Below are 22802 nucleotides of genomic sequence, written 5' to 3'. Positions count from 1 at the left end.
TGTGGGGTCGCGTGATCGTTGCCCCGGTCAACCGGTGCCATTCGAAACGGAGTTCTGATGGCCGCTCTACTTCAAGTCGCATTGGGTGATGGCGGTCAGCTGTTGCTGGAGGCGGCGGAGACCAGCCCTTCCGGGCCGGTGAAGGTCGGCCGGGCCACCGACGCGGTCGAGGAACTGCGCGAGAGCCTGCGGACGGTACTGCGGCCGGTCGCCCAGGCGTCCCGGGATGTGCTGGCAGAATTGCGTACCGCCGGCCCCGACGAGGTGAAGGTCGAATTCGCGGTCAAGCTGACCGTCGGCGCGGGCGCGATCGTCGCCAAGAGCGAGGCCGGTTGCCATTTCAAGGTCACGCTGGGATGGGCGCGAAACGGGATCGTCGCCCCGGACGCGGACGGCGAGGCGCCGTGACGACCGATCTGGTCGAGCGCGGCCACGGGGTTGTGGCGGTGCTCGACGGGACCGAGGCCGCCTGTGGCGTGGGGTTCGTCGCGGCGGACGGCGTCGTCGTCACGTGCGCTCACGTCGTGGAGGCGGCCGGCGCCGGGCCCGGCGACCAGGTGCGGCTGGCGTTTCCTCGGCTGCCGGGATGCCCCCAGGTCGTCGGCTGGGTCGATCCGGGCGCGTGGCGGCAGGACGAGGACGTCGCGCTCCTCCGGCTGACCGATGTCCCCGCGGATGCCACCTCGTTTCTGCTGGGCTCCGCGGCCGGGTGCCGTGGGCACCGGGTGTCGGCGTTCGGGGTTCCCGACGGCGGGCTGCGTGGCCGGTTCGGCTACGCACGGGCCGGTGACGTGCTGTCGGACACCGATGGCGGGCCGCTGCTGCAGCTCGCCGAGGCCAACGACGTGACCGCCGGGTTCAGCGGATCTCCGGTGATCGACGAGGAGACCGGCCTGGTCGTCGGCATGGTCACCGAGATCGACCGGGCCGACGAGTACCAGCGCGGCATGGGCGTGGCCTACGCGACGGCCGCCGAGACGCTGCGGCAGCTGGACGACGCTCTGCAACTGCAAACGGTGTGCCCGTACCGGGGACTGGCTCCGTTCGGGATCGAACACGCGACCTGGTTCCATGGCCGGGGCGCCGCCGTGCAGCGGGTCGTCGGCGCGCTGGCCCGGCGTGGCGTGCTGCTGCTCGGGCCGTCGGGCTCCGGTAAGTCGTCCCTGGTGAACGCCGGAGTGCTGGCCAAGGTCGCCGCGGGACGAGCGGCGACCGGCTCGGACACCTGGCGTGTGATCTCGGTACGCCCCGGCCGGGGTCTACTCGGCGAACTCGACCAGGCGGGCCTGCCCGGCGCGTCGGCTCTCGGCCTCGCGGGCGGGGTACAGGCCTGCCTCGCCTCTCTGCCGCCGGGGTCACGTCTGCTGCTGGTCATCGACCAGTTCGAGGAGATCTTCGCCGACCCCGACGCCCGCGGCCTGCTGAGGCAACTCGAAGAACTGCTACGCGCGCCGGCCGCGCTGACCGTCGTGCTGGTGATGCGCGACGACTTCTACGCTCAACTGGCCGCGGCATCACCGGAACTCCTGCAGACGCTGGCCGCCGGAATGGTGAACGTCCCCGCGTCGCTGGCACGTTCCGAAGTGGAGAACATCATCGCTGCCCCGGCCGCTGCCGCCGGCCTCCGGTTCGAGCCCGGCCTGGTCGCTCAGATGGTCGCCGATCTGGAATCGCTCGCCGTCGAGCAGGACGATCGGCAGATTCCCGTCACTGTGCTGCCGTTGCTCGAACTGTCGCTGCTGCAGTTGTGGGAACACCGCGTCGACGGCCGGCTGACCCACGACGGCTACCAGCGCATCGGCCGCCTTTCGGGCAGCCTGACCAGCCGCTGCGACCAGAGCGTCGCCGCACTCGACCTCACCCATCAGCCGATCGCGCGGCGGCTGCTCACGGCGCTCGTCCGGCCCGCCGACCCGGAAAGAAACATCCCAGCGGTACGACGCCAGGTGCCCCTCGACGAACTGAGAGATCTGGCCGCCGGCCACGGTCAGCAGGACCGGCCCGCCGTCGAAGCCGTTCTGCGCGCGCTGACCACGGCCACCCCACTGATCGTCACGCACGCACAGCCGGGCCGGCCCGACGCGCCGCCGGTGGCCGAACTGATCCACGACTCACTCATCCGTGACTGGGCGACCCTGCGTGACTGGATCCGCCAGGACTCCCGGTTCCACGATTGGCTCCGCCGGGCCGACGACCAGCGCCACCGCTGGTCCGAGACCAACAACAACGCGGACCTGCTCCGCGGGTCCGACCTCACCGAAGGACTTGATTGGTACGGGAAACGCCGGCTCCCGAGCACCACGACTACCTTCCTCAAGGCCAGTGAACGTGCCGCCACCGCACGCGTACGACGTACCCGGATCACGATCGCCGCAATGGCCGTTCTCCTCGTCGTGTCGGTCACCGCCGCCGCCGTCGCGTTCAGCCAGCGGCAACAGGCCGTCGATGCGCAGCAGACGGCGTTGTCCCGGCAACTCGCCGCCCAGTCGCAGGCCATCGCGTCAGCCAACCCCGAGCTCAGTGAACTGCTCGCCGCGTATGCCTACCGCGCCGCCCCGACCAGCGAGGCACTCAGCGTGCTGGCCACCTCCTACGAATCAGTTCGCCCGCTGCGCCGAACCCTCGCCGGCCACGGTGAGGCCGTCTATTCGCTGGCGTTCAGCCCGGACGGCAGAACTCTGGCCACCGGCAGCGTCGACAACACGGTCCGGTTGTGGGACGTGGCCACCGGGACCAGCCGTCTGACGCTCACCGGCCACACCAAAGTGGTCTTCTCGTTGGTGTTCAGTCCGGACGGGAGAACCCTGGCCACCACCAGCGCCGACAACACGGCGCGGTTGTGGGACGTAGCCACCGGCAACAACATCCATACCCTCACCGGCCACACCAACGGGGTCTGGTCGGTGGCGTTCAGCCCGGACGGAAACACCTTGGCCACAGGTGGCCACGACCGCCTGGTGCGATTGTGGGACGTGAGTACCGGCAGCAACCGTCGAACCCTCACCGGCCACACCGACATGGTCCGGTCGTTGGTGTTCAGCCCGGACGGGAGAACTCTGGCTTCCGGCAGCACCGACAACACGGTGCGGTTGTGGGACGTGATCAGCGGTACCAGCCGTCGTACCCTCACCGGCCACACCGGTTCGGTCAACGCGATGGCGTTCAGCCCAGGCGGTGACACACTCGCCACCGGCAGCACCGACAACACGATGCGGCTGTGGAATGTGGCCACCGGGACCAGCCGTCGTACTCTCACCGGCCACACCGACCCGGTCAACGCGATGGCGTTCAGCCCGGGCGGCGAAACCCTGGCCACCGGCGGCCAGGACAACACGGTTCGGGTATGGGATGTGGCAACGGGCGGCATCCGTCGAACTCTCACCGGCCACACCAATGTGATCTTCGCGGTGGCATTCAGCGCGGACGGCGAAACCCTGGCCAGCGGCGGCCAGGACAACACCGTGCGGTTGTGGGACGTAGCCACCGACACCAGCCGTCGAACACTCACCGGCCACACCGGCGCGGTCTGGTCGGTGGCGTTCAGCCCACGCGGCGAAACCCTGGCCACCGGCGGCATCGACAAATCGGTACGGCTGTGGGACGTGGCCACCCGTATCAGTCGTCGAACACTCACCGGCCACACCGCCGAAGTCTTCGCCGTGGCGTTCAGCCCCAGCGGCAGAACCCTGGCCACCGGCGGCCTCGACAAGTCGGTGCGATTGTGGGACGTGGCCACCGGTACCAGCAGCCGAACCCTCACCGGCCACACCGGCACGGTCTGGTCGGTCGCGTTCAGCCCGGACGGAGACATCCTGGCCAGTGGCGGCGCCGACAATGCGGTGCGATTGTGGGACGTGGCCACCGGCACTAGCAGCCGAACCCTCACCGGCCACACCGACGCCGTCACCTCGGTGGCGTTCAGCCCGGACGGCAGAACCCTCGCCACCGGCAGCGCCGACAACACAGTGCGGCTGTGGGACGTCAGCACCGGCGCCAGTAGCAGAACCCTCACCGGCCACACCAACACTGTTGTCTCGGTGGCGTTCAGCCCGGACGGCAGAACCCTCGCCACCGGCAGCGCCGACCACGCGGTGCGATTGTGGGATGTCGCCACCGGTACCAGCAGCCGAACCCTCACCGGCCACACCGACGCCGTCGCCTCGGTGGCGTTCAGCCCGGACGGCAGCACCCTGGCCACCGGCGGCTTCGACAAATCGGTGCGACTGTGGGATGTCGCCACCGGTACCAGCAGCCGAACCCTCACCGGCCACACCGACGCCGTCACCTCGGTGGCGTTCAGCCCGGACGGCAGAACCCTCGCCACCGGCAGCGCCGACAACACGACCACCTTGTGGAGCACGAGCGTTCCCGACGCCACGTCCATGACCCAGAAAATCTGCGCCGCAGTCGGCCACGACCTGAGCACCGACGATCTGAACGCCTACCTACCCGACTGGCATCTCGGCGCGGTGTGTACGACGTAGCACCCAAAGGCCGGGCCGGTCACATCGTCGACGGCGTGACCGCCCAGCGGAGTCGCGGCGAACTTCTCGTAGTAGATCCCGAGCGGACGACCAGGGCCTCGGCAAAGTCGTGAGAGTGTCCGACTTGGGTCCTTTGAAGTAGAAGCGCCGCTACTTGGCACAACAAGACGGGCATGACCGGTTCGGAAGATCATCAAGGTTCCTACGCCATGTTGATCGATCCGAAGTGAGTCATGCCCGCACTGCCATCATCGCTGATCTCCTCTTTGTCCTGCGCACCGGCTCTGACCGTGCCCGAAACTGCTGGTGGGCTGATCGCAGCCCTTGCCGAACTGCCTGATCCGCGGGCTCGTCGCGGGGTTCGGCACCGGCTGACAGTGGTGGTTGCCGCAGCGGTCTGCGCGGTCATCGCCGGCAGCCGTTCCTACACCGCGATCGCCGAATGGGTCGCCGACGTCCCGGCCACGACTGCTCTCGCTCTCGGTATCGCCCCGGACCGGCGCCCGTCCGAAGCGATGATCCGCCGACTCCTGCAAGCCCTCGACGCGCAACGTCTGACTACAGCGATCGCGGTCTGGCTCGCAGGCCAGGCGACATCGGCGGATCGGCAGGTCATCGCGGTCGACGGCAAGACACTGCGGGGATCCCGTACCGGCGACCACGCCGCCCGGCACGTGCTGGCAGCCTGCGATCAGAATGTCGGAATGGTGCTGGCCAGCACCGATGTCGATGGCAAGACCAATGAGATCACCCGCTTCGCACCCCTGCTCGACCAGATCGGCGACCTGCGAGACGCAGTGATCACCGCTGACGCCATGCACTGCCAGCGCGACCACGTCGACTACCTCGCCGAACGCGGCGCCCACTGGATCCTGACCGTCAAAGGCAACCAGCCCCACCTGCACCGACAGCTCTCGCGCCTGCCCTGGCGGCAGGTCCCGCAAGCCGCCCGCGAGGACGACCGCGGCCACGGCCGCCGCGAGATCCGCACCCTGAAGATCCTGACCATTGCGGCCGGCATCGATTTCCCGCACGCCGCCCAGGCCCTGCAGATCCGCCGCCGCAGACGCCGCCTCGACCAGCCACGACGCTTCACCACCGAAACCGTCTACGCCATCACCAGCCTGCGAGTCCACCAGGCAAAACCCGCCCAGATCGCCGCCTGGCTGCGCGGGCACTGGGCCATCGAGAACAAGATCCACTAGGTTCGCGACGTCACCTACAACGAAGACCGCAGCCAGATCCGCACCGGCACCGGGCCACATGTCATGGCCGCCCTCCGCGACGTCGCCATCAGCGCACTACGAGCCGCCGGAGCCACCAACATCGCCGCCGCGAACCGTCACCACGCCCGCGACAGCAACCGGCCACTCGAGCTTCTCGGCCTCATTTAGGACTTTGCCGGGGCCCTGAGCGGACGACGCGGCAATACCGGTCAGCCAGTAGATCGACACGTCGGTGAGGATGCGGTCGCGGTCGATGTTGTCCTCCGGCAGCCCCTTCTCCGGATCGGTGTGCTCCTTGAACTTCTCCTCGATCCAGGCGAGCTGGCTGACCGGCGAGTCGGTCAGGGCGAACCCCACGGTCTGCCGGCGCTTGGCCTTGCAATGCAGATACAGAGGTCGCACTCCTGAACGGAGGATGGCCGTTCGGCAGACTGCGCAGCGGTCCAGCTGAGGCTCTGCCGCCGAAAGCCAGCCGCGACGGTGGCATTGGCTGCCGCGGAGCAGCGACTTGGCATGCCGAGAAGCTTACGTTCCGGATGGCTCATTGGGACGCAATTCACCGCTGTAGCGGTAGTATTTCGTCAGAGCGGCTGATACCTGTGGTTAACGGTAAGATGAGAGCGTGACGCGCGACTTCACCAAGGCCACGATGGTCTGGAATCGGGCACTGTCCGATTACCCTGTCGGCGGTGTCGGCGATCGGCACCTGCAGGCGATGGCCAATCCGTACGCCCAGATTATGGGAAGTGGCGTGTCTGCAGTTATGGATACGAGTTCGGCGGAAGATGTCCGACAGGCAGCGGACGCGTTCGACTATCTCGGTCTGCCGGATCTGGCGAATTTGACTCGGCGGCTCATCGATGCCGACTGGTGCTCCGAAGACGGCCTTGAACAACGTCTCAACCGTACTTTTTGAGGGCTCGAGCTCGCACTGATGGGCGCCTTCGAACGTAAGTATGCCGAGTCTCCGGAAGACTTCGACGCGGTTGTTGACGACGGAGTCAATAGACTATCTGGATCTTGGCCATCAGGTGACGGAGAATTCATAAGAGCCTGTTCGGGTGAGCTTATCGTGTCCGAAACTGACGTCGTGTGCTCGCAGCGCGATGCCTGCCTCGGGGTGGAGCATTCTGTTCTGCATTCCCGATCACGGTTGCTCAGCGAGGCTTAGCGCAAGCTGAGGTCGATAGGCCGAGCGCTAACAAGGTCGGAAAAACTTGATGAGATCAAGATGTTACAAATACATCTGCCTCCTATGCCCCCAGGGGTCGCCGGTGTTGTAGACGTTGATCCACGTAGCCAACTTTCTCCAACAGTCGACATTGTTCTGCCGCGGACATATAGGCGGAAGGGAATTGTCTGCCAGCGAAAAGGATGTCGCCAGCCGGCCTTATCGCCGCCCGAACGTTCTCTCATGGCCGCAGCAGGCGGGCTGACTTCGCGGTCGAACACAAGACCATTGCGTGGGCATGTGCCATCGCCAAGAGGGCGGCTTATTGGCTAATGCTCGTCTTTACTTCGATTTGGCCGGCGATCAACTGCCGTTGAAGTCATCATGACTGGCTGCCTGTGGTGTCGAGATTGTCGGCTCTGGCTACGGTCTCAACGGCATTGATTCCTTCGAGTAGTAGATACAATAGCGCGTACCGGCGGTCAAAGCCCTTGGCGGCGGCAAACGAGTCGATTCTTGCCGAAATTTCAGCGTCTGGCTGAAAGAAAATTGGGGCGCCACTGTTTACACGGATGCGGCTTGAGGGAATCTCCGGCGCCAAATTTTCGACTGCACCAAAGTAGTGCTCGAAGACGTTCTGCATCTGGCCGTTCAGCAGCCATTCTGCGGCGTCCTCGTCACTCCCGAACGAGTATTGTATTTCGGGCTCGTTAGGGGGTCGCTGTACGAAGTGTTCGAATACCCACTGACCGCCAGCAGTTCGAAGTAAGCACAGTTTGTTTATCAGCTTTCTGCTATCGCGCGCGGCTTCGGAATCGGGGCGGTTTTCGTTGTCCGTCGCGGCGGGCTCGTTGAAGCGCAATGCCCTGTCGTAGTCGAATGATCCCAGCAATCATGGGGGCCTATTCCCCTCCCATGGCTCGTAATGGTATATCTCAATCAATTTTGCCACGATTGCTCCCCATAACTGCGAACGCCTTTGATCCAACCGAGCGTACGGATTCCGGAATCTGACTGCGCGGCAAACGGGGATGTCGCTCGCTGGGAAAGTTGGTGCGGCCGGGAGGCCACGTAGCAGTTAGCGTGACGTGCGACGCTTGAGAGGAGTTCAGGTCCTCGCCGAGCGTGACGTGCAAGGATAAGGAGAGTTCAGGTCCTCGCCGTCGGCCGACACCCTCACATGGCGATCCGCGCGTCGGGCCGCGCCGCTGCAGGCTCGAGCGCCGGAATCTGGACGGCTGGAGATCATCACCGCGTTGGTTCGAAGCGTGCTTCAAGCTCGCGTCGTGCCGCGATCCATCGTTGAACGAATTCTCTGCCGCCGATCGACGTCAGAGAGGGCTCGGCCTCCGGTGGGAACGCTGTCTCCGGGGCAACGCCGTAGATCCGCTCGTAGGCGCTAACCGAGTCGGCGCCGCCCTTGTCCCTGGCGGCAATGACTTCGGACAACGCAGCTGCGGCCAGGTACTGGCCGTTCGATCCAGCCTCGATGTGCCGGTTGGCCCAGCCGTCTGGCCCGATTTCGTCCCAGCAACTCATGCCTTGGAAATGCCTGTGAATGTACCGGTATGCCACCCCTGCCAGGACCTGCCAGCTGTCACCGTCGGTGGGCTGTGGATCTCATCGGGCGATGACCGTATGGTCCTCTGTCTGGGCAACCGCGGTTCCCCGGCGCTCGATGTCCTCGTGGCTGTCGTCTACCTGCTCGACGTCCTCATCGACAAGGCAATCGTTGCGGAAAGCCGCAGGGCATCGGGCGCACAGCGCTCGATCCGATACGCCACGAATGAGTCGTCGGCCAGCACGCCCGAAGTCTATGCGGACCTGCAACCAGCGAAGCCGGCACCTCACTCATTTGGCATTCCGTACAGGTCGCGGAACACGTCGGGCATCGTGGGGGACACTCCCGCCCCGGCCGGCGGCTCAGTCATAGTCGTAATCGCTCTCCGGTCGCAGCGCTTGGACGAAGCTGACGAAATCCGGCGCCAGCACGGTGACCCGGTAGCCGACCTCCTGATCCACGTGGACCACGCGCGGTTGACCGTCCGGCCCGCAGTCACGGTAGTCGAACGCGATCATGTCATGGCCAGCCGAAGGACAGTCTGCGAAGTACACGCCGATCTCTGGATAGCCCCACTCCTCCACGTAGAACCGAGTGCCCATCGAGCCGGCCAGAGAACCTTCCTTCTCCCGGCCGATCCCCATGATCGCGTTGAGGGCGACGTAGTCATCGGCCCAGGTCGTTCTGCTCGGCGCTGGACAGCACGTGTTCCGCGGAATTCCGCCGTTACGCATCCGCATCAAAGCCACATACGAAGCCGGCAACCGAAACCCGAGTTCCGCCTCGACGGACGAGACCAGGTCTTCGGTGGGATACCCGCCACGGTAGGTCTCCTCGGCGTACGTGCTGTCCTCCCAGAAGCCGTCCAAGTCCAGACCGGGGAACACCTGTTTGAGCGCCTCGTCGGCCATGAGCCCGCCCTCCGTCAAACGCAACCCGACACCAGCCAAAACACGGCGGCGGCACCCGCCAGCCACTCATGATCCCGTACTCGCCGCTCAAAACAGACCGGCGTCCCTGTTACGCCGTCACGGGAAATCGTGCACGTCCGGTTCTGATCGGGCGGCGGCGCAGCAATGCGCCGTCGCTACCCGGCCCGTCCGCGTGCGGACGCGGGTCGGCGTACGCAGTTGGGCGGGGCGCCGGTACCGTTCGGCGGTGTCTGCCGATCCCGAACGCCAGGACCGTCTCCTCACCCTGTACCGCAACCGCGTCGCCAGCTATGAAGGCGTAGCCTGTCGACTATCCGCAGCGCTGGAGCCGATGGTGCCGACATCTGCTGCAGTACGGCGGTGAACTGGTGGTTCCCCACCGACACCCTGAACACCATCTTGACGAACTTCTTGCCTGCGCCGCCGTCCAGCCGACGGCCGGCCGGTTCGTGCTGGGCGTCGCGCCGCGCCCCGTGACCCTGCAGGCCCTCCTCGTCCGGCATCACATTGAAGCCAACCGTCATGCACGACAAAATGGATTATGCCAAATATTTATCCTGGCGTCGGGCGAGTAGGGCAACGCCGAATACCGTAATCACGGAAACCACGGCTACTGTGGCACCTCTGACGAATCGGGCTTCCTGACAGCCTCGGTCCATCTTCTCACGGTAGAACTCGTACTCGGGGTCGACGGGATCGATGACGTCCGGTTTCGGCGGAGTCAACCAGAAGATGTTGCCGCAGTTCATGTCGTACGGGTGGTCGCCGCCCGGCTCCGGGGCCTGGATCGGAGTCGCAAGCAGGGCCACGACGAGTAGGGCTCCGGCAATCGCCAGCCAGCGGCCCATGCCTTGCATGTAATTGCGGATTCCGATCTTCATGCGTCGACCTTATCCGCGCGGACAAGTCGAGGGCGGCTCGCAGAATATGCGCGTCAACCAGCCACCCATCGCGAACGACGTCAGCGTGTACAAGGTTCACGGCGAGCAGCGGTCCACGGCGCACGCCGCCTATTGGATCTCATCCAGATCGCTGCCAGATCCATGACAGGACGACGCGGCATGCTGCCCGCGGTGTGCTCGACCTCAACGAGAGAGGCAGCGATGAAGAAACTGCTACCCGCGATGGTAGTGCTCCTAGCCACCGCCGGTCTTGTTTCCGTCACCGCCCAACCGGCGCAGGCAGCGACCGGGTTCTGCACGGTGCCGTGGAGCGGCTGCGAGACCGGAGCGGTGCCTGCCGGCGACGGAGTGATCTGGATCAACATCACGGTGCCCGCCGGCGGTTTGTGTTCCTGGCGAGTGCGGGACACGAACAACAGGGCGATCGTGAAGACGCGCACCACTCATCAGTGGGCTGAACGTATCACCGGTGTTTACAGCTGGTATCGGCTGGAGCTCACCAACTGCACCCCGGGATCCACTGGAACGATCACCTGATCGTTCCAGCTTGAGTCTTGCCCGGTATGGCGTGGCCTGGGGTGCCGCTGCCCTCGGAGGTTCGGCTGCCTCGCCTGGAAGCCCTGACCTGCAAATCAACAGGAATGTCCACGGATGCCGGCGTGGTTCACGCCCGCAAGGACGGCCCCGCCGACTGGTCGCGCCGGGTCTGCCGTACCGCTGCCTCCGTCTGTTGATCTGCGCTCTTGATCTTGAGGTGCGGCGCCTACCATGGCGCGGTGACTGCTCCTGAGACGCGAACCGGTGAGGTGTCGCCTGCCCTCGCTCGGGCCGAGGCGGCGTTGCGGCTGCTGACCGGCGTGCCGGTCGCGGTGGATGTCGCTGTTGCGCGGCTCGGCCGGGGCAGCGGTGTCTACGCGTGGTGGGCGGGCCCGTCGGTCTTCCCGGAGTTGCCCGGACCGCCGAACGAGCACGTGCCGTCGCTGCGCATGCTGTATCTGGGCCGGGCGACCACGCTGCGCGGGCGGATTCTGCGCAACCATCTGCGGCGGTCGGGGAGTTCGACGCTGCGCCGCACGCTGGCGGGCTTGCTGGTGTCCGAGGGGTACCGGACCACGTGGACCGATCGGGTCGTGCTGGTGCCTGAGGACGAGGCCCGGCTGACCGCGTGGATGCGCGCGAACCTGCTGCTGACCTGGGCGCAGGACGCGGAGCCGGGCTCTGTCGAGGCCACCCTCGTCCTGCGGCTGCATCCGCCGCTGAACGTGAGCGGGGTCGATCCTTCGCATGTGCAACCGGCGGTGGTCGCCGCCAAGAGGCGCTACGACGAGTCGGCCAGCCGTCGGTAATAGGTTCGGGGCGTCCTTTCCGCTCAGGGTGGGCGGCGGCCCGTCGATCGGAGAGGTGTGACCGCGCCGTGGGGACGCCGCGCCGGCTGGTGGGCGGCCCTTGTCGCGGTCGTTCTCGCGGGCGTCGCTGTCGTGGCGGTGCGTGCCGTGCGGCGGCGCAGTTCCCTTGATGAGCAGCCGCCGCCGGTCGATGTCGTGTCTCCGGTTCCAGCCGCGCCGGTGGCGGTACCGGACGTGGCACGCGTGCGGCGTCAGCGGGACGTGTTGGCCGTCGTTCTGGTTCTGACCGTCGTCACCGGTGCGATCATCGCGCTGATTCCCCGGCGCACGCCGGCACCGGATGTCGTAGTGGCACCGTCACCCGCGGCCTCACCGACTCCGGTTCCCACGCCCTCCCCCGCGGAGCCACCCTGTGTGATGGTCTCTCCGTGGACCGAGCAGCCGTCCGTGCCGCCTGGGTTCATCATTCCGGCGGGCGAGTTCGGGTTTCCGGCGTGCTGGAACGGCGTGCTCGGTGAGGAGGCGCTCCTCACCAGTGGCTACGGCCATCTGGTCAGGGTGACCTTGACGCGTGCGACCGAGCCGGCCAAGTCGGCGAAATCGAAGCGGTCGGGCAAGAAACGCCGGGAGTCGTTCCGGGTGCATCTCGAGTCCGCCAGCAGGGAGATTCAGGGTGTCGATGTGCGGCCGGTCGCCTGGGGCGCCGTCGAACCGGCGACGTGGATACCGGCGGTCGCCTCGCCGTTTCAGTGGCTGCGGATCGAACCCGGCCGTGACGCGGAGCAGGTCTTCAGTTTCGATACGAGAGAGCATGACGGTTTGGTCCGGTTCCGGATCAGCATCATGCCCGACGGCAACATGGGGACCGCGGAATGGGAGATCACCTGACACGCGGTTCGGCCAGAATCAGCGGGTGACCCTGTTCCCCAGCGCCGGATAGGTACTCGGATGTGCCGTCGCGGACCGACAACCTGATGCCGCTCGCTCGTCGGCCCGGAGCTTGTGAGGTCTGATCGGCGATCAGGACGTGGTCGATGTCCTCCCAGATCGGCTCGTTGTCGGGCCAGGGCAGTGCCCATGACCGTCGCGCCGGTGGCCCCGGCCGCGGAGAAATCGGCGTCGCGTTCAGCTCGTGCCGATTGAACGTGCTGTGCGGTTCGTCAGTTCGGCGACTCCATCGCCGGACAGGTCCGCCAGCGCGGCATGACGGCCGGTCAATGCGAGCATCACCGCTTCGGCGGTGCCGAGAATTCGTGGACCGTCGCCCCAGGCCCAATCCATGTCGGTGGCCTCGAATCGCAGACCGGCCGGTCGCCGTTTCGGAACGAAACCTACTGCGCGACCGCCGACCAGGAAGTCGAGTGACACCCGTAAGCGCTCCGGTTGCAGATCATGCGGGAGGCCCAGTGGCCTGCGGATGTCCTGCCCGTGTACCTGCAGATCGGTGAGTTGCCCTGGATAACCGACGATCGGTGGGCGGAACGGATCATCCGCGTGTGCCCGTAACAACTCAGCGAGCTCATCGGCCGGGCGGCCGGCCATCATGACGGCAAGCCGCGCGTTCGCCCGGTGGATTCTGAAACCACTGCGCACCAGGAGCAGCACAGCGGAGGAGTTCGGGGTGGCAACCGCCGCGACCAGGTGACCGATCACCTCTTTGACACTCCAGGCGTCACACAGGCTGCCTGCATTCAGCTGCTCGGAATCCAATGACTCGACAAGATCAGCTGTTCGGCGGCGCTCATCGATGATCATTTTCATGACGTCCGCGTCGGGAAGCATCGGAAAACCTACTCTCCGGCTTGATATTCAAGGTATCGAAGTAGGCCTACTATAATCATAGTAGTGATTTGGGAGGGGTGTGCGATGCGGGGTCGGCGCTGGTTTTTCGGGGCACTCGTGGTGACCGCTGTGGTCAGTGCCGCCCTCCTGGTGCTTCCGTTGTATGCGTTTGAGACAGCGAGCGCGCCCGCCGCTGCTCCGGGCGAGGCGGGGGCCGGCTACTCGTACGAGCAAGGCAGCCGGAGCCTGCTGGAGGCCGAGGGTTCCGGAGTGGTGTTTCTGCTGGCGATGCCGGTGCTCGTGTCCGCTCTGCCGGTGCTGGCGCGTGGGCGGCGGCAGCGGCTCGCGGGCTGGGTCAGCACCGTGCTGCTGGGCCTCGGCGTGCTGGCCGGGATCGCCTCGATCGGGATCCTCTACCTGCCTGGCGTGCTGCTGTCAGCGATCGGTACAGCGCTCAGCAAGACCAGGTGACGGTGAGAGGCCGCCGCGGTCGAGCAGATCCGCAGGCTGGGCAGCTCGGTACAGTGAGCCGGTGCTGCCCACCACTGCCGTCCGTGTGGCCGATGCGGCTCTGCAGGTGCTGGGCACCGGTGGCCTGCACGCTCTGAGTCACGCGCGCGTCGACACGACCGCCGGGCTGCCGCCCGGTTCCACGTCCAACTACTTCCGCACCCGGGCCGCGCTCGTGGCGTCGGCTGTGGCCCGGCTGCGCGAGCTCGACGGCGCCGCCTGGGAGGCCATGCTCGCCGCCGGTCCGCCGCACCGTCTGCCGCAGCTCGCCGATATGTACGCCCGCTTCGTCGACGATTCCACCGGTGCCGCGCGGGTCCGTACGGTCGCCCGGTATGTGATTTTCGTGCAAGGTGTCGTGCAGCCGGACCTGCTCGAGTCGCTGAACGCCGATCGGCGGCTGCTCGTCGAGTGGACGGCCGGGGCGTTGCGGTCGTTCGATGTGCCGCAGGCAACGGCCACGGCACAGACCCTGCTGGCCGCCGTCGAGGGTTTGATCATGCATCGGTTGACCGGATTCGTGACAGCGCCGGCCGGGCCGGAGGTGCACCGGCTGGTGGACAACCTGTGCCGCCGGGTTTGACGCTCGCCGGCAGGTTCATATTGAGCATGCTCTGATCACGTCGCCGTTGCCGCCGGAGTGATCCACTTCCGTGCTGGCGGGAACCCTCCCGGAGGGTCGGCCTTACCGTCCCCTGGTCGATCACGAACCGGATCCGTTGTGGCCGGTCAGCAGAATCGGAGGGATCTCCATGGTAGGCAAGAACAGCCTCAAGAAGGCCGCCATCGGCGCGGCGATCGTCGCGGGCCTCGCCGGCGGGGTCGCCGCTCCGGCCGCGGCGTCGGCAGCCGCCCCGGCGGATGTGCAGATCAGTGCGTGCGGGTTCTGGGTCAACGCGCAGGGGTGGGCGTTCTACACCCACTGCACCGGCCCGGTGTACACGATCGTGCAGGTGAAGGTCGTGACCAGGTCCGGCCCCGGCTCGCTGATCTGTGTCCGGCCCGGCACGGTCGGACTCGGCCCGAACGCCGTGGTGAGCAACGCTTACTACACGGGCAGGCTTTGCTGAACAGTCGTTGTCGCGGGGTGCGTCGCGTGTCGGCGCACCCCGGCCTGCGGAAGCCTGGACATCACATCGACTGGCTACGATGTGACGAGGCCCACGCGGGGAGAGCGAATCGTGCAGACGGAGCGGGTTGTCGCCAACAGGTACCGGCTGGAAGAGCAGATCGGCTCCGGCGGCGGCGGAGTCGTGTGGCGGGCCACCGACGAACGTCTCGGCCGGCCGGTCGCTCTGAAGCGGGCCCAGTCCACCGATGGCGACCCGCAGCGGTTCCGGCAGCTGGAACGCGAGGCGAAGCTTCTCGCCCAGTTGAACCACCGGCACGTCGTGACGATTCACGACGTGCTGGACGACCACGGTGAGTGCTGGCTGGTCATGGAGTACGTGCCGGCGCGGAGCATGGCCGAGTTGGACGCCGTCGCACCTCGGCAGGCGGCGAAGCTGGGCGCGCAGATCGCCGATGCGCTGGCGGCGGTGCACGCGAAGGGCATCCTGCACCGCGACATCAAGCCCGGAAACGTCCTCATGATCTCCGACGACGAGGTGAAGCTCGCCGACTTCGGCATCTCCCGCGACGCCACGGGTGAGCAGACCGTGACCAGTCCCGGTCTGCTCACCGGGTCACCGGGGTACGTGGCGCCGGAGGTGGCCAACGGTGGCGCGCCGACGGCGGCCTCCGACGTGTTCTCGCTGGCCTCCACGCTGTTCGCCGTCGTGGAGGGCGAGTCACCGGTCGGGTCGGCGACCGACGACATGCGGCTGCGCCTTCGACGGGCCGCCAGCGGCGCCATCGCCTCGCCGCGCCGGAGCGGGCCGCTCACGCCGGTGCTGGAGCGGATGCTGCGGGTCGATGCCGGGCAACGTCCCACCGCGGCCGAGGCACACGAGATCCTCGCGGACCTGGCCGGCGTGCGGGCGGCCCGGCGTGCGCCCCGCCCGGGGTTCGCTGGGCGCCGCAGGCTTCTCGTGACTGCCGGGGTGCTGGTCACGGTCGCGGCGGCGGCGAGCGGCATCGTGTTCATCGATGAGCCCGGGACGCCGGCGGAGCCTGTGCTCGGCCCCGATCCGCGTACCGCTGATCCGTGCTCGCTGATCCGTGACGCGGCTCTGGAGCCGTTCGGCGATCCGAACCTGGTCTCCGACGATTCCGGGTTCAACCAGTGCAACGTCATCGTCAAGAAGGACCGCAAGGAGGCGAACCTGCTGGCGCGGATCGACCGTACTCCCGGCGAGCAGTCGCCGGTGCAGGCCGAGGACCGGGGGCGGTACGGGCTGGTGAACGAACCGTCGGGTGAGGGATCGTGCGGGCGCCGGATGCTGTTACCCGACCGCTACGAGGTCCGGATCGAGGTGACCAGGGCCCACCTGATCGACGCCGACGCGTGTGCCCTGGCCGACGTCGCCGTCCGCAGTGCCGACGCGGTGATCACCGGAGGTTCGATACCGGAGCGCCGGCCGGGCAACCCGACGTTGCGGCCGGACTCCTTCAGCGGGGCGGATGCGTGCCGGGCCAAGGATTCGCCGTCGTTCCCCGCTCGGCCCGGGATCGACCGGGAGAACCCGGAGGTCGGCTTCGGGCGCTGGAAGTGCACCTGGACCAGTGCTGCCGACGGGATCGTGTACCGCCTGCGTTTCACCCGGGCGCAGCCGTTGGTCAGGTCCGGGGCGGCGAAGATGACGATCGACGGCCGGTATTCGGTGATCGGTTATCCCGGGGACGCGCCTGGCGACGAGATGTGTGAGGTCGAAGTGCACAACTTCACCTACGTGGACGCCTACGGCTTCGACAAGGACGAGGTGCTGGAGGCCACCGTCGTCGGCAGGAACCTGTCGCCGGACGAGCGGTGCCTGCTCGCAACCCGGCTGGCGACCGCTTTCTTCCCGCCACGGTGACGCCAGGAGGCGACCATGCCAGACGTACGGCCGAACGCGCTCCCGGCGAACCACCACAGCCTCGCCCTCGGAGTTCCCGCCGATATCGCACCCGGCATGCTGCACGTGTTGGCGGCGGCCGGCGGCACGTCGGTCGGATCCAAGGAGGGGCGTACCGTTCTCTTCGGGCGAAGCCGGCCGGATGTGCATGTGTGCGTCGGCGAGGACGACCTGCGCATCAGCAGGAGACACGGGGCGCTCACCTGTCGCGGCGACCGGTGGTGGATCAGCACGCTGGGTCACCTTCCGCTTCGGCTGCCCGACTCGCGCCTGTTGTTCCGGCAGGACGAGCCGATTCCGTTGCCGGCCGGGTACACGCCGCTGTTCGTCCGCGGTTCCCACGAGCGACTGCACCTGCTTGAAGTTCACGTGCAACCCAGGGACGGTAACCGGCCACCGGCCGACCACCACACACCGACCAGGCCTCCGCGCACGTGGCATCTGACCCCGGTGGAGAAGCGCGTGGTCGTCGTGCTCGCCCAGCGGTACCTGCTGCACGAACGGCACCCGATTCCGCTGTCCTGGCGTCAGGTCGCCGAACACCTCAACGAGATCCGACCGGACGACGACTGGAACCACAAGAAGGTCGAGCGGGTCGTCACCGAGGTGCGCAACCGGTTGAGCGGCAACGGTGTCTCCGGCCTGACCCGCAAGGAGGTCGGTGAGCCGATCGGGAACACACTGAACCACAACCTCATCCGCGAACTGATGGAGAGCACCACCCTCGTACCGCCGGACCTGCGCCTCCTCGACCACGACGACTGAGCCTCCGCGGTGTCACAGCCGGAGGCAGGCGGCGCCGGCCAGCAGTGACGCGGCCGCCATCACAACCGCCGGAACCACCGCCGAGTTCGCGCCACCGAGCCCGACCAGCGGCGACACGGCAGCGCCGAGGGCGAACTGGCTGAACCCGAGAACCGCGCTGCCGGTCCCGGCCACCTCCCGCACCTCGGCCATCGCCAGCGCCGCCGAGTTGCCCATGATCCCGCCGTTGGCGGTCACCGCCACGAACACGGCCACCGGAAACGTCCAGACCGACGCCCCGGAAACCGCCAGGAGCAGGAACGACACCGTCGCGGCCACCTGCACGGCGATGCACCAGCGGATCATCCGGGCCGGGTCGATGCGGCGCACCAGACGCCCCGCGACCGCGCCCGCACCGATCAGCCCGGCCGCGTTGACGCCGAACAGCACGCCGTAACCGAGCTCGGACAGCCCCACCACGTTCTGATACAGGAACGGCGACGCGGCGATGTAGGCCATCATCACCGCGAACGAGAACGCGAACACCGTCACCGGCGCCCGATACCCGCGGCTGCCCGCCACCGTACGGACCGCGGCCGGCCAGGACATCTGCTGCTCGACCGGGGCACGGGTCTCGGCGACCACGACGATCACCGCCACCAGCAGGGCCAGGCTCAACAGCGCGACCGCCCACAGCATGCCGCGCCAGCCGACCGGCCCGGCCAGCAGCCCGCCGACGCTCGGCGCCAGCACCGGCGCCACCCCACCGACGGTCAGCATCAGCGTGAACGCCCGCGCCGCGGCCCGCCCGGTGGCGAGATCGGCGATCACCGCCCGGCCGATCACCATGCCGCCCGCCCCGGCCAGCCCCTGCACCAGACGGGCCGCCACCAGCAGCGGCAACGTCGGCGCCACCGCGCACGCCACCCCTGCTGCGACCGACACGGCGACGCTGACGACCAGCGGCTTGCGGCGGCCGTAGCGGTCCGACAGCGGGCCGGTCACCAGCTGGCCTACGGCCATCCCGATCAAGAACGAGGTCAATGTCAGCTGTACGCCACTCGCGTCCACACCGAGCTCGGCGCCGATCGCCGGGAACCCGGGCAGGTACAGATCGGTGGCCACCGGCGCAACAGCGGCGAGCGCGGCCAGCACGAGCAGCAGCGGCCACCGGATCTCCCGGCCGGTCAGAGGTGTCGTCACCACCCGAGCCAACCCGGCGTCACGTCCGCGCGGAACGTCTGCTTTCCGCATGCCAGCGATCGGCGCTGGCGATGGCTGGCGTGGTTGTCGTGCGGGCGCCGAGGGTGCCCAATGAGTGCAGAACCGGCCGGCTGTCAGCACTGCCATCCGGCCGGGTTTCCCGCGCGCATCTGAAGGAGGAGACGTGACCTGGGACGACGGCACCCCGTATGTGGACCGGCTGACCGAGGGCGTGCACGCCTACATCCAGCCCGACGGCGGCTGGATGGTGAACAACTGCGGCGTGATCGTGGACGGCGCCGGGACCGCGATCCTGGTCGACACCACCTCGACCGAGCGCCGGAACCGGGCCGTGCTCGCTGAGGTCGCGAAGGTCAGCACCGGCGCCCCACGCGCGGTGGTCAACACTCATCATCACCCCGATCACACGTACGGCAATGGCTTCTTGCCTGCGGAAACGCTCGTCATCGGGCATGAGAGATGCCGGGACGAGGTGCTCGCCGCCGGTCTTGAGGCGACCAAGGTGATCACCACCCCCGACTACGGCGACCTGAAGCTGCGGCCACCGGAGATGACCTTCAACGACCGGATGACGCTGCACCTGGACGGTTTCGGCGTCGAGCTGCGGCACGCCGGCCGGGCGCACACCAGCAACGACGTGCTGGTGTGGCTGCCGGAGCAGAGTGTGCTGTTCGCCGGTGACCTGGCGTTCGCGGGCGGGCAGCCGTTCCTGCTGGAGGGTTCGGTGGCGGGCTTCAAGAAGGCGATCGCCCAGATGCGCGATCTCGCGCCGGCGATCCTGGTGCCAGGGCACGGCCCGGTGGTACGCGACGAGCAGGTCACCCGCCTTCTCGACGACCTGGACGGCTACGTGTCGTACGTGGCCGAGGTCGCCGCCGCCTCGCACGCGGCCGGGCTGTCGCCGCTGGAGGCCGCGGTCAAGCACCGCGACAACCCGTACCGGGCGTGGGCGGAGACCGAACGTTTCGTCGGCAACCTGCACCGGGCGTACTCGGAGCTGTCCGGCAACCCGATCGACACCCGCCTGACCGTCCCGTCGGTGTGGCCTGACATGGTCGCCTTCCACGGCGGCCCGATCGCGTGCCACGCGTGAACGTCCCCCGCCGGGTGGTGACCGGCCACTCCCCCGACGGCGTGTCGATCGTCGTCTCCGACGGCCCGGTCCCGGTGAGCCGCGAACTGCCGGAGGACGGGGTGGAGTTCCACGAGATCTGGAACACCGAAGGCGCCCCCGCCCGGATCCTGGCGGTCGAGCCCGACGAGCCGACCGCCCGCACCCTGGCCGTCCCGCCCCCGCCGCACGGCACGAAGATCCGGATCAACGAGTTCGCGCCCGGCCACCTCGACTCCCGGGGTTTGCAGTCGCCGGTGCACCGGACCGCGTCGATCGACTACGGCATCGTCCTCGAGGGCGAGATCACCCTGATCCTGGACGACTCCGAGGTGCTGCTGCGAGCCGGCGACGTGGTGGTCCAGCGCGGCACCGACCACGCCTGGGCCAACCGGGGCACAGTCCCGGCCCGGGTGGTATTCGTCCTGGTAGACGCCGAATTCGACGACACCCTGGCCGCCACCCTGCCGGACGGCCTGACCGGCCTGATGCACGGCGGCCCCCGAGACTGAACAGCGGCCGCGGTCCCGGCCCAGACCGCCAGCCGTCGCTGAGCACTGGAATGCAGGCGGCAATACCGCGCTCAGCGACGGCCGAGCCCGCCAGCCGTCGCTGAGCACTGGAATGCGGGCGGCTTTACCGTGCTGGGCGACGGCTGGCGGGGTTTGCTGCTGCGGGTCGGCGACATCGATCAGCGCGCTGCAAGGACCGGTCGCTGTTCGCGGCCGGCCCTGCACCGTGCGTCAGGGGCGTACCAGGACTTTCAGGGATTCGCGGGCGGCCATCTGGCGGTAGCCGGTGGGGACACCCGTCAGATCGGTGGTCACGTCGAAGACCTTTCCGGGGTTGAGGGTGCCGTTCAGGACGTCGGGCAGCAGCTCGGCGATGTAGGGGCGGGTGGGTGCGGCGCCGCCGGTCAGCCGGATGTTGCGGAAGAACAGGCTGCCGATGCCGACCGGGGCGTCCTCGTACTGGGGGACGCCGACCCGGCTGATCGTGCCGCCGTTACGGACCGCGCCGACGGCCTGGTCGTAGGCGGGACGGGTGCCGACCGCCTCGATCACGACCGAGGTGCCCTGGCCGGCGGTGAGTTCGCGGACCGCGGCGATCCCGGCGTCACCGCGGTCGGCGACCACGTCGGTGGCGCCGAACTCGCGGCCCAGGTCGGTGCGGGCCTTGTGGCGGCCCATCAGCACGATCTGCTCGGCGCCCAGCCGCTTGGCGGCCAGGACGGCCAGCAGCCCGACCGCGCCGTCGCCGATCACCGTGACGGTCGAGCCGGCGGTCACGCCACCGCGGACGGCGGCGTGGTGGCCGGTGCCGAACACGTCGGAGAGGGTGAGCAGCGACGGGATCAGCGCGGAGTCGGCGGCGACCGGCAGCTTGACCAGGGTGCCGTCGGCGTACGGGACGCGGACGGCCTCGGCCTGCGCGCCGTCGGCGTCGCCGTAGCCCCAGATGCCGCCGTGGGTGCAGGAGGTGGTCAGGCCCTCACGGCAGTATTCGCAGGTGCCGTCGCTGAACACCCACGGCGCCACGACCAGGTCGCCCTTACGGACGGTGGTCACCTCGGCGCCGGTCTCCTCGACCACGCCGATGAACTCGTGGCCCATCCGGGTCGGCGTGCCGTCGGCCGGTTTCGTGTCGTACGGCCACAGGTCGGAGCCACAGATGCAGGCGGCGGTGATACGGACGAGGGCGTCGGTGGGGTGCACGAGCCGCGGGTCGGGAACCTCTTCGATTCGGACGTCGCCTGCGCCGTACAGCATGGTTGCTCGCATTTAAGGTCTTGCTCCTCGAACGTGGGATCTGGTGGAACCCATGCAAGACCCGGGCCGCGGGGTGTTCCAGGCTCGGCTCATCGGGGGTACAAACACCACCCCCTTACCGGGCCGCCGCCGACGTACCGTGGGCTGCGTGAACACCCGCGTCGCCGTCCGTGAGTTCCTGATCAGCCGCCGGGCTCGCATCACCCCGGTCCAGGCCGGGTTGCCCGGTGGCGCCCGCCGCCGGGTGCCGGGGCTGCGGCGGGAGGAGGTCGCGGTGCTCGCCGGGGTCAGCACCGAGTGGTACACCCGGCTGGAGAAAGGGCACATCCGCGACGTGTCGTACGACGTGCTGGAGGCGGTCGCGAGGGCGCTTCGGCTCGATGACGAGGAGCGGATCTACCTGTTCGACATGGCCCGGGTCGCGCGGGCGGAGACGCCGGGCAGTTCGGCGCGGGAGTGCCCGGCCGCCGCTGCCCGGGTGGAGTTGCCGGCAACCGTGCAGTGGCTGCTGGACAGCATGACCTTGTCGAGTGCCATGGTGACCAGCAAGAGCCTGGATGTGCTGGCGATCAATCCGCTCGGCCGGGCGTTGTACGCGCCGCTGTTCGAGAGCCCGGAGCAGCCCAATCTGGCTCGCTTTCACTTTCTCGACCCGGGGGCGCGGGACTTCCACGGCAACTGGGAGGCGACGGCCGACGTGCTGGTCGGTCTGCTGCGCACCGAGGTCGGGCGGGCCCACTGCGATCAGGCCCTGCACGACATGGTGGCTGGGTTGAACGAGGTCAGCGACGAGTTCCGGGTTCGCTGGCAGGCCCACAACATCGTGATCAACTACCGGGGTACGAAGGTGTTCCGCCACCCCTTCGCCGGGCCGCTGACCCTGGCGTACCACTCGATGGATCTGCCGATCGCGGTGCAGGACGGCCCGATGTTGAGCGTCTGCACCGCCGAGCCGGGGTCGGCGGACGAGGAGCGGCTACGGATGCTGGCCAGCTGGGTGGCGCCCGCCGGCGTGGTGCACCGCCGGTAGGGCGGTGCACCACG

General features: G+C 67.9%; 24 protein-coding genes. 15 read left to right on the top strand and 9 right to left on the bottom strand.

The genetic code is table 11. The features are described 5' to 3' along the window. Window positions 1-57: 57 nt before the first annotated feature. The 3 genes from AB0E94_RS01800 to AB0E94_RS01790 all read left to right on the top strand — a co-directional run bounded on the left by AB0E94_RS01800 (window position 58) and on the right by AB0E94_RS01790 (window position 5689). Window positions 58-408, top strand: a complete 351-nt coding sequence (locus AB0E94_RS01800) for a CU044_2847 family protein (RefSeq protein ID WP_360320919.1) — start codon at window positions 58-60, stop codon at window positions 406-408. After that, on the top strand, window positions 405-4484 hold the full coding sequence (locus tag AB0E94_RS01795) for a trypsin-like peptidase domain-containing protein (protein ID WP_360320916.1): 4080 nt from the start codon (window positions 405-407) through the stop codon (window positions 4482-4484). The genes AB0E94_RS01800 and AB0E94_RS01795 overlap by 4 nt, the downstream gene beginning before the upstream one ends. Before the next feature lie 233 nt (window positions 4485-4717). Further along, window positions 4718-5689, top strand: coding sequence for an ISAs1 family transposase (locus AB0E94_RS01790; RefSeq protein ID WP_360320913.1), 972 nt, complete (start codon window positions 4718-4720; stop codon window positions 5687-5689). Between the two features lie 96 nt (window positions 5690-5785). Here AB0E94_RS01790 and AB0E94_RS01785 read toward each other — a convergent pair whose 3' ends face one another. After that, window positions 5786-6067, bottom strand: a complete 282-nt coding sequence (locus AB0E94_RS01785; protein WP_360320910.1) for a hypothetical protein — start codon at window positions 6065-6067, stop codon at window positions 5786-5788. Window positions 6068-6332: 265 nt separating this feature from the next. On the opposite strand from AB0E94_RS01785, the gene AB0E94_RS01780 reads away from it, so the two are divergent. After that, window positions 6333-6626, top strand: coding sequence for a hypothetical protein (locus tag AB0E94_RS01780; protein ID WP_360320907.1), 294 nt, complete (start codon window positions 6333-6335; stop codon window positions 6624-6626). 637 nt (window positions 6627-7263) lie between these two features. Here AB0E94_RS01780 and AB0E94_RS01775 read toward each other — a convergent pair. The 5 genes from AB0E94_RS01775 to AB0E94_RS01755 all read right to left on the bottom strand — a co-directional run bounded on the left by AB0E94_RS01775 (window position 7264) and on the right by AB0E94_RS01755 (window position 10255). Then, a complete protein-coding gene (locus AB0E94_RS01775; RefSeq protein ID WP_360320904.1) occupies window positions 7264-7743 on the bottom strand; it encodes a hypothetical protein in 480 nt (159 codons plus the stop codon). 386 nt (window positions 7744-8129) lie between these two features. Continuing rightward, window positions 8130-8420 carry a hypothetical protein gene (locus AB0E94_RS01770; RefSeq protein WP_360320901.1) on the bottom strand — a complete coding sequence of 97 codons (291 nt, stop codon included), beginning with the start codon at window positions 8418-8420 and terminating at the stop codon, window positions 8130-8132. A 384-nt stretch (window positions 8421-8804) separates the two neighbouring features. Then, complete coding sequence (locus AB0E94_RS01765; protein ID WP_360320898.1) at window positions 8805-9353, bottom strand: SMI1/KNR4 family protein; 549 nt, start codon at window positions 9351-9353, stop codon at window positions 8805-8807. 281 nt (window positions 9354-9634) lie between these two features. After that, a complete protein-coding gene (locus AB0E94_RS01760) occupies window positions 9635-9898 on the bottom strand; it encodes a hypothetical protein (RefSeq protein WP_360320895.1) in 264 nt (87 codons plus the stop codon). A gap of 15 nt (window positions 9899-9913) precedes the next feature. Continuing rightward, on the bottom strand, window positions 9914-10255 hold the full coding sequence (locus AB0E94_RS01755) for a hypothetical protein (protein WP_360320892.1): 342 nt from the start codon (window positions 10253-10255) through the stop codon (window positions 9914-9916). Window positions 10256-10477: 222 nt separating this feature from the next. On the opposite strand from AB0E94_RS01755, the gene AB0E94_RS01750 reads away from it, so the two are divergent. The 3 genes from AB0E94_RS01750 (at window position 10478) to AB0E94_RS01740 (ending at window position 12510) form a co-directional block, all read left to right on the top strand. Next, window positions 10478-10813: a hypothetical protein gene (locus tag AB0E94_RS01750; RefSeq protein ID WP_360320889.1), complete on the top strand. Its 336-nt coding sequence runs from the start codon at window positions 10478-10480 to the stop codon at window positions 10811-10813. A gap of 239 nt (window positions 10814-11052) precedes the next feature. Further along, complete coding sequence (locus tag AB0E94_RS01745) at window positions 11053-11622, top strand: GIY-YIG nuclease family protein (protein ID WP_360320886.1); 570 nt, start codon at window positions 11053-11055, stop codon at window positions 11620-11622. A gap of 57 nt (window positions 11623-11679) precedes the next feature. Beyond that, the gene (locus tag AB0E94_RS01740; protein WP_360320883.1) at window positions 11680-12510 is read left to right on the top strand and encodes a hypothetical protein; all 831 of its coding nucleotides are present in this window, start codon (window positions 11680-11682) and stop codon (window positions 12508-12510) included. Window positions 12511-12747: 237 nt separating this feature from the next. On the opposite strand, the gene AB0E94_RS01735 is transcribed toward AB0E94_RS01740, so the two are convergent. Further along, a complete protein-coding gene (locus AB0E94_RS01735) occupies window positions 12748-13404 on the bottom strand; it encodes a maleylpyruvate isomerase family mycothiol-dependent enzyme (protein ID WP_360320880.1) in 657 nt (218 codons plus the stop codon). A 159-nt stretch (window positions 13405-13563) separates the two neighbouring features. Between AB0E94_RS01735 and AB0E94_RS01730 the strand changes: the two genes are divergently transcribed. The 5 genes from AB0E94_RS01730 to AB0E94_RS01710 all read left to right on the top strand — a co-directional run bounded on the left by AB0E94_RS01730 (window position 13564) and on the right by AB0E94_RS01710 (window position 17675). Next, window positions 13564-13875 carry a hypothetical protein gene (locus AB0E94_RS01730; protein ID WP_360320877.1) on the top strand — a complete coding sequence of 104 codons (312 nt, stop codon included), beginning with the start codon at window positions 13564-13566 and terminating at the stop codon, window positions 13873-13875. A gap of 61 nt (window positions 13876-13936) precedes the next feature. Then, a complete protein-coding gene (locus AB0E94_RS01725; protein WP_360320874.1) occupies window positions 13937-14497 on the top strand; it encodes a TetR/AcrR family transcriptional regulator in 561 nt (186 codons plus the stop codon). Between the two features lie 169 nt (window positions 14498-14666). Beyond that, on the top strand, window positions 14667-14984 hold the full coding sequence (locus AB0E94_RS01720) for a DUF6355 family natural product biosynthesis protein (RefSeq protein ID WP_360320871.1): 318 nt from the start codon (window positions 14667-14669) through the stop codon (window positions 14982-14984). A 111-nt stretch (window positions 14985-15095) separates the two neighbouring features. Next, window positions 15096-16871 (top strand): serine/threonine-protein kinase, encoded by a 1776-nt coding sequence (locus tag AB0E94_RS01715; protein WP_360320868.1) that lies wholly within the window; start codon window positions 15096-15098, stop codon window positions 16869-16871. A gap of 15 nt (window positions 16872-16886) precedes the next feature. Continuing rightward, window positions 16887-17675 carry a hypothetical protein gene (locus AB0E94_RS01710; RefSeq protein ID WP_360320865.1) on the top strand — a complete coding sequence of 263 codons (789 nt, stop codon included), beginning with the start codon at window positions 16887-16889 and terminating at the stop codon, window positions 17673-17675. A 12-nt stretch (window positions 17676-17687) separates the two neighbouring features. Here the strand turns inward: AB0E94_RS01710 and AB0E94_RS01705 are convergent, their stop codons facing one another. Next, window positions 17688-18857, bottom strand: coding sequence for a Bcr/CflA family efflux MFS transporter (locus AB0E94_RS01705; protein WP_360320862.1), 1170 nt, complete (start codon window positions 18855-18857; stop codon window positions 17688-17690). Window positions 18858-19041: 184 nt separating this feature from the next. Here AB0E94_RS01705 and AB0E94_RS01700 point away from each other — a divergent pair, with 184 nt between their 5' ends. Then, window positions 19042-19971: an MBL fold metallo-hydrolase gene (locus tag AB0E94_RS01700; RefSeq protein WP_360320859.1), complete on the top strand. Its 930-nt coding sequence runs from the start codon at window positions 19042-19044 to the stop codon at window positions 19969-19971. Next, entirely contained in the window at window positions 19968-20501 is a 534-nt protein-coding gene (locus AB0E94_RS01695; protein WP_360320856.1) for a cupin domain-containing protein, read from the top strand. Before AB0E94_RS01700 ends, AB0E94_RS01695 begins: the two co-directional genes overlap by 4 nt. Window positions 20502-20732: 231 nt before the next feature. Here AB0E94_RS01695 and AB0E94_RS01690 read toward each other — a convergent pair whose 3' ends face one another. Then, on the bottom strand, window positions 20733-21770 hold the full coding sequence (locus tag AB0E94_RS01690) for an alcohol dehydrogenase catalytic domain-containing protein (protein ID WP_360320853.1): 1038 nt from the start codon (window positions 21768-21770) through the stop codon (window positions 20733-20735). Between the two features lie 136 nt (window positions 21771-21906). Between AB0E94_RS01690 and AB0E94_RS01685 the strand changes: the two genes are divergently transcribed. After that, entirely contained in the window at window positions 21907-22788 is an 882-nt protein-coding gene (locus AB0E94_RS01685; protein ID WP_360320850.1) for a helix-turn-helix transcriptional regulator, read from the top strand. Window positions 22789-22802 lie beyond the last annotated feature (14 nt).

Origin of the sequence: Actinoplanes sp. NPDC026670, assembly GCF_040638175.1 — a bacterium.
Taxonomy (GTDB): Bacteria; Actinomycetota; Actinomycetes; order Mycobacteriales; family Micromonosporaceae; genus Actinoplanes.
The sequence above is the reverse complement of the archived record's forward strand: the minus strand, read 5'-3'. Positions and strand labels throughout refer to the sequence as shown.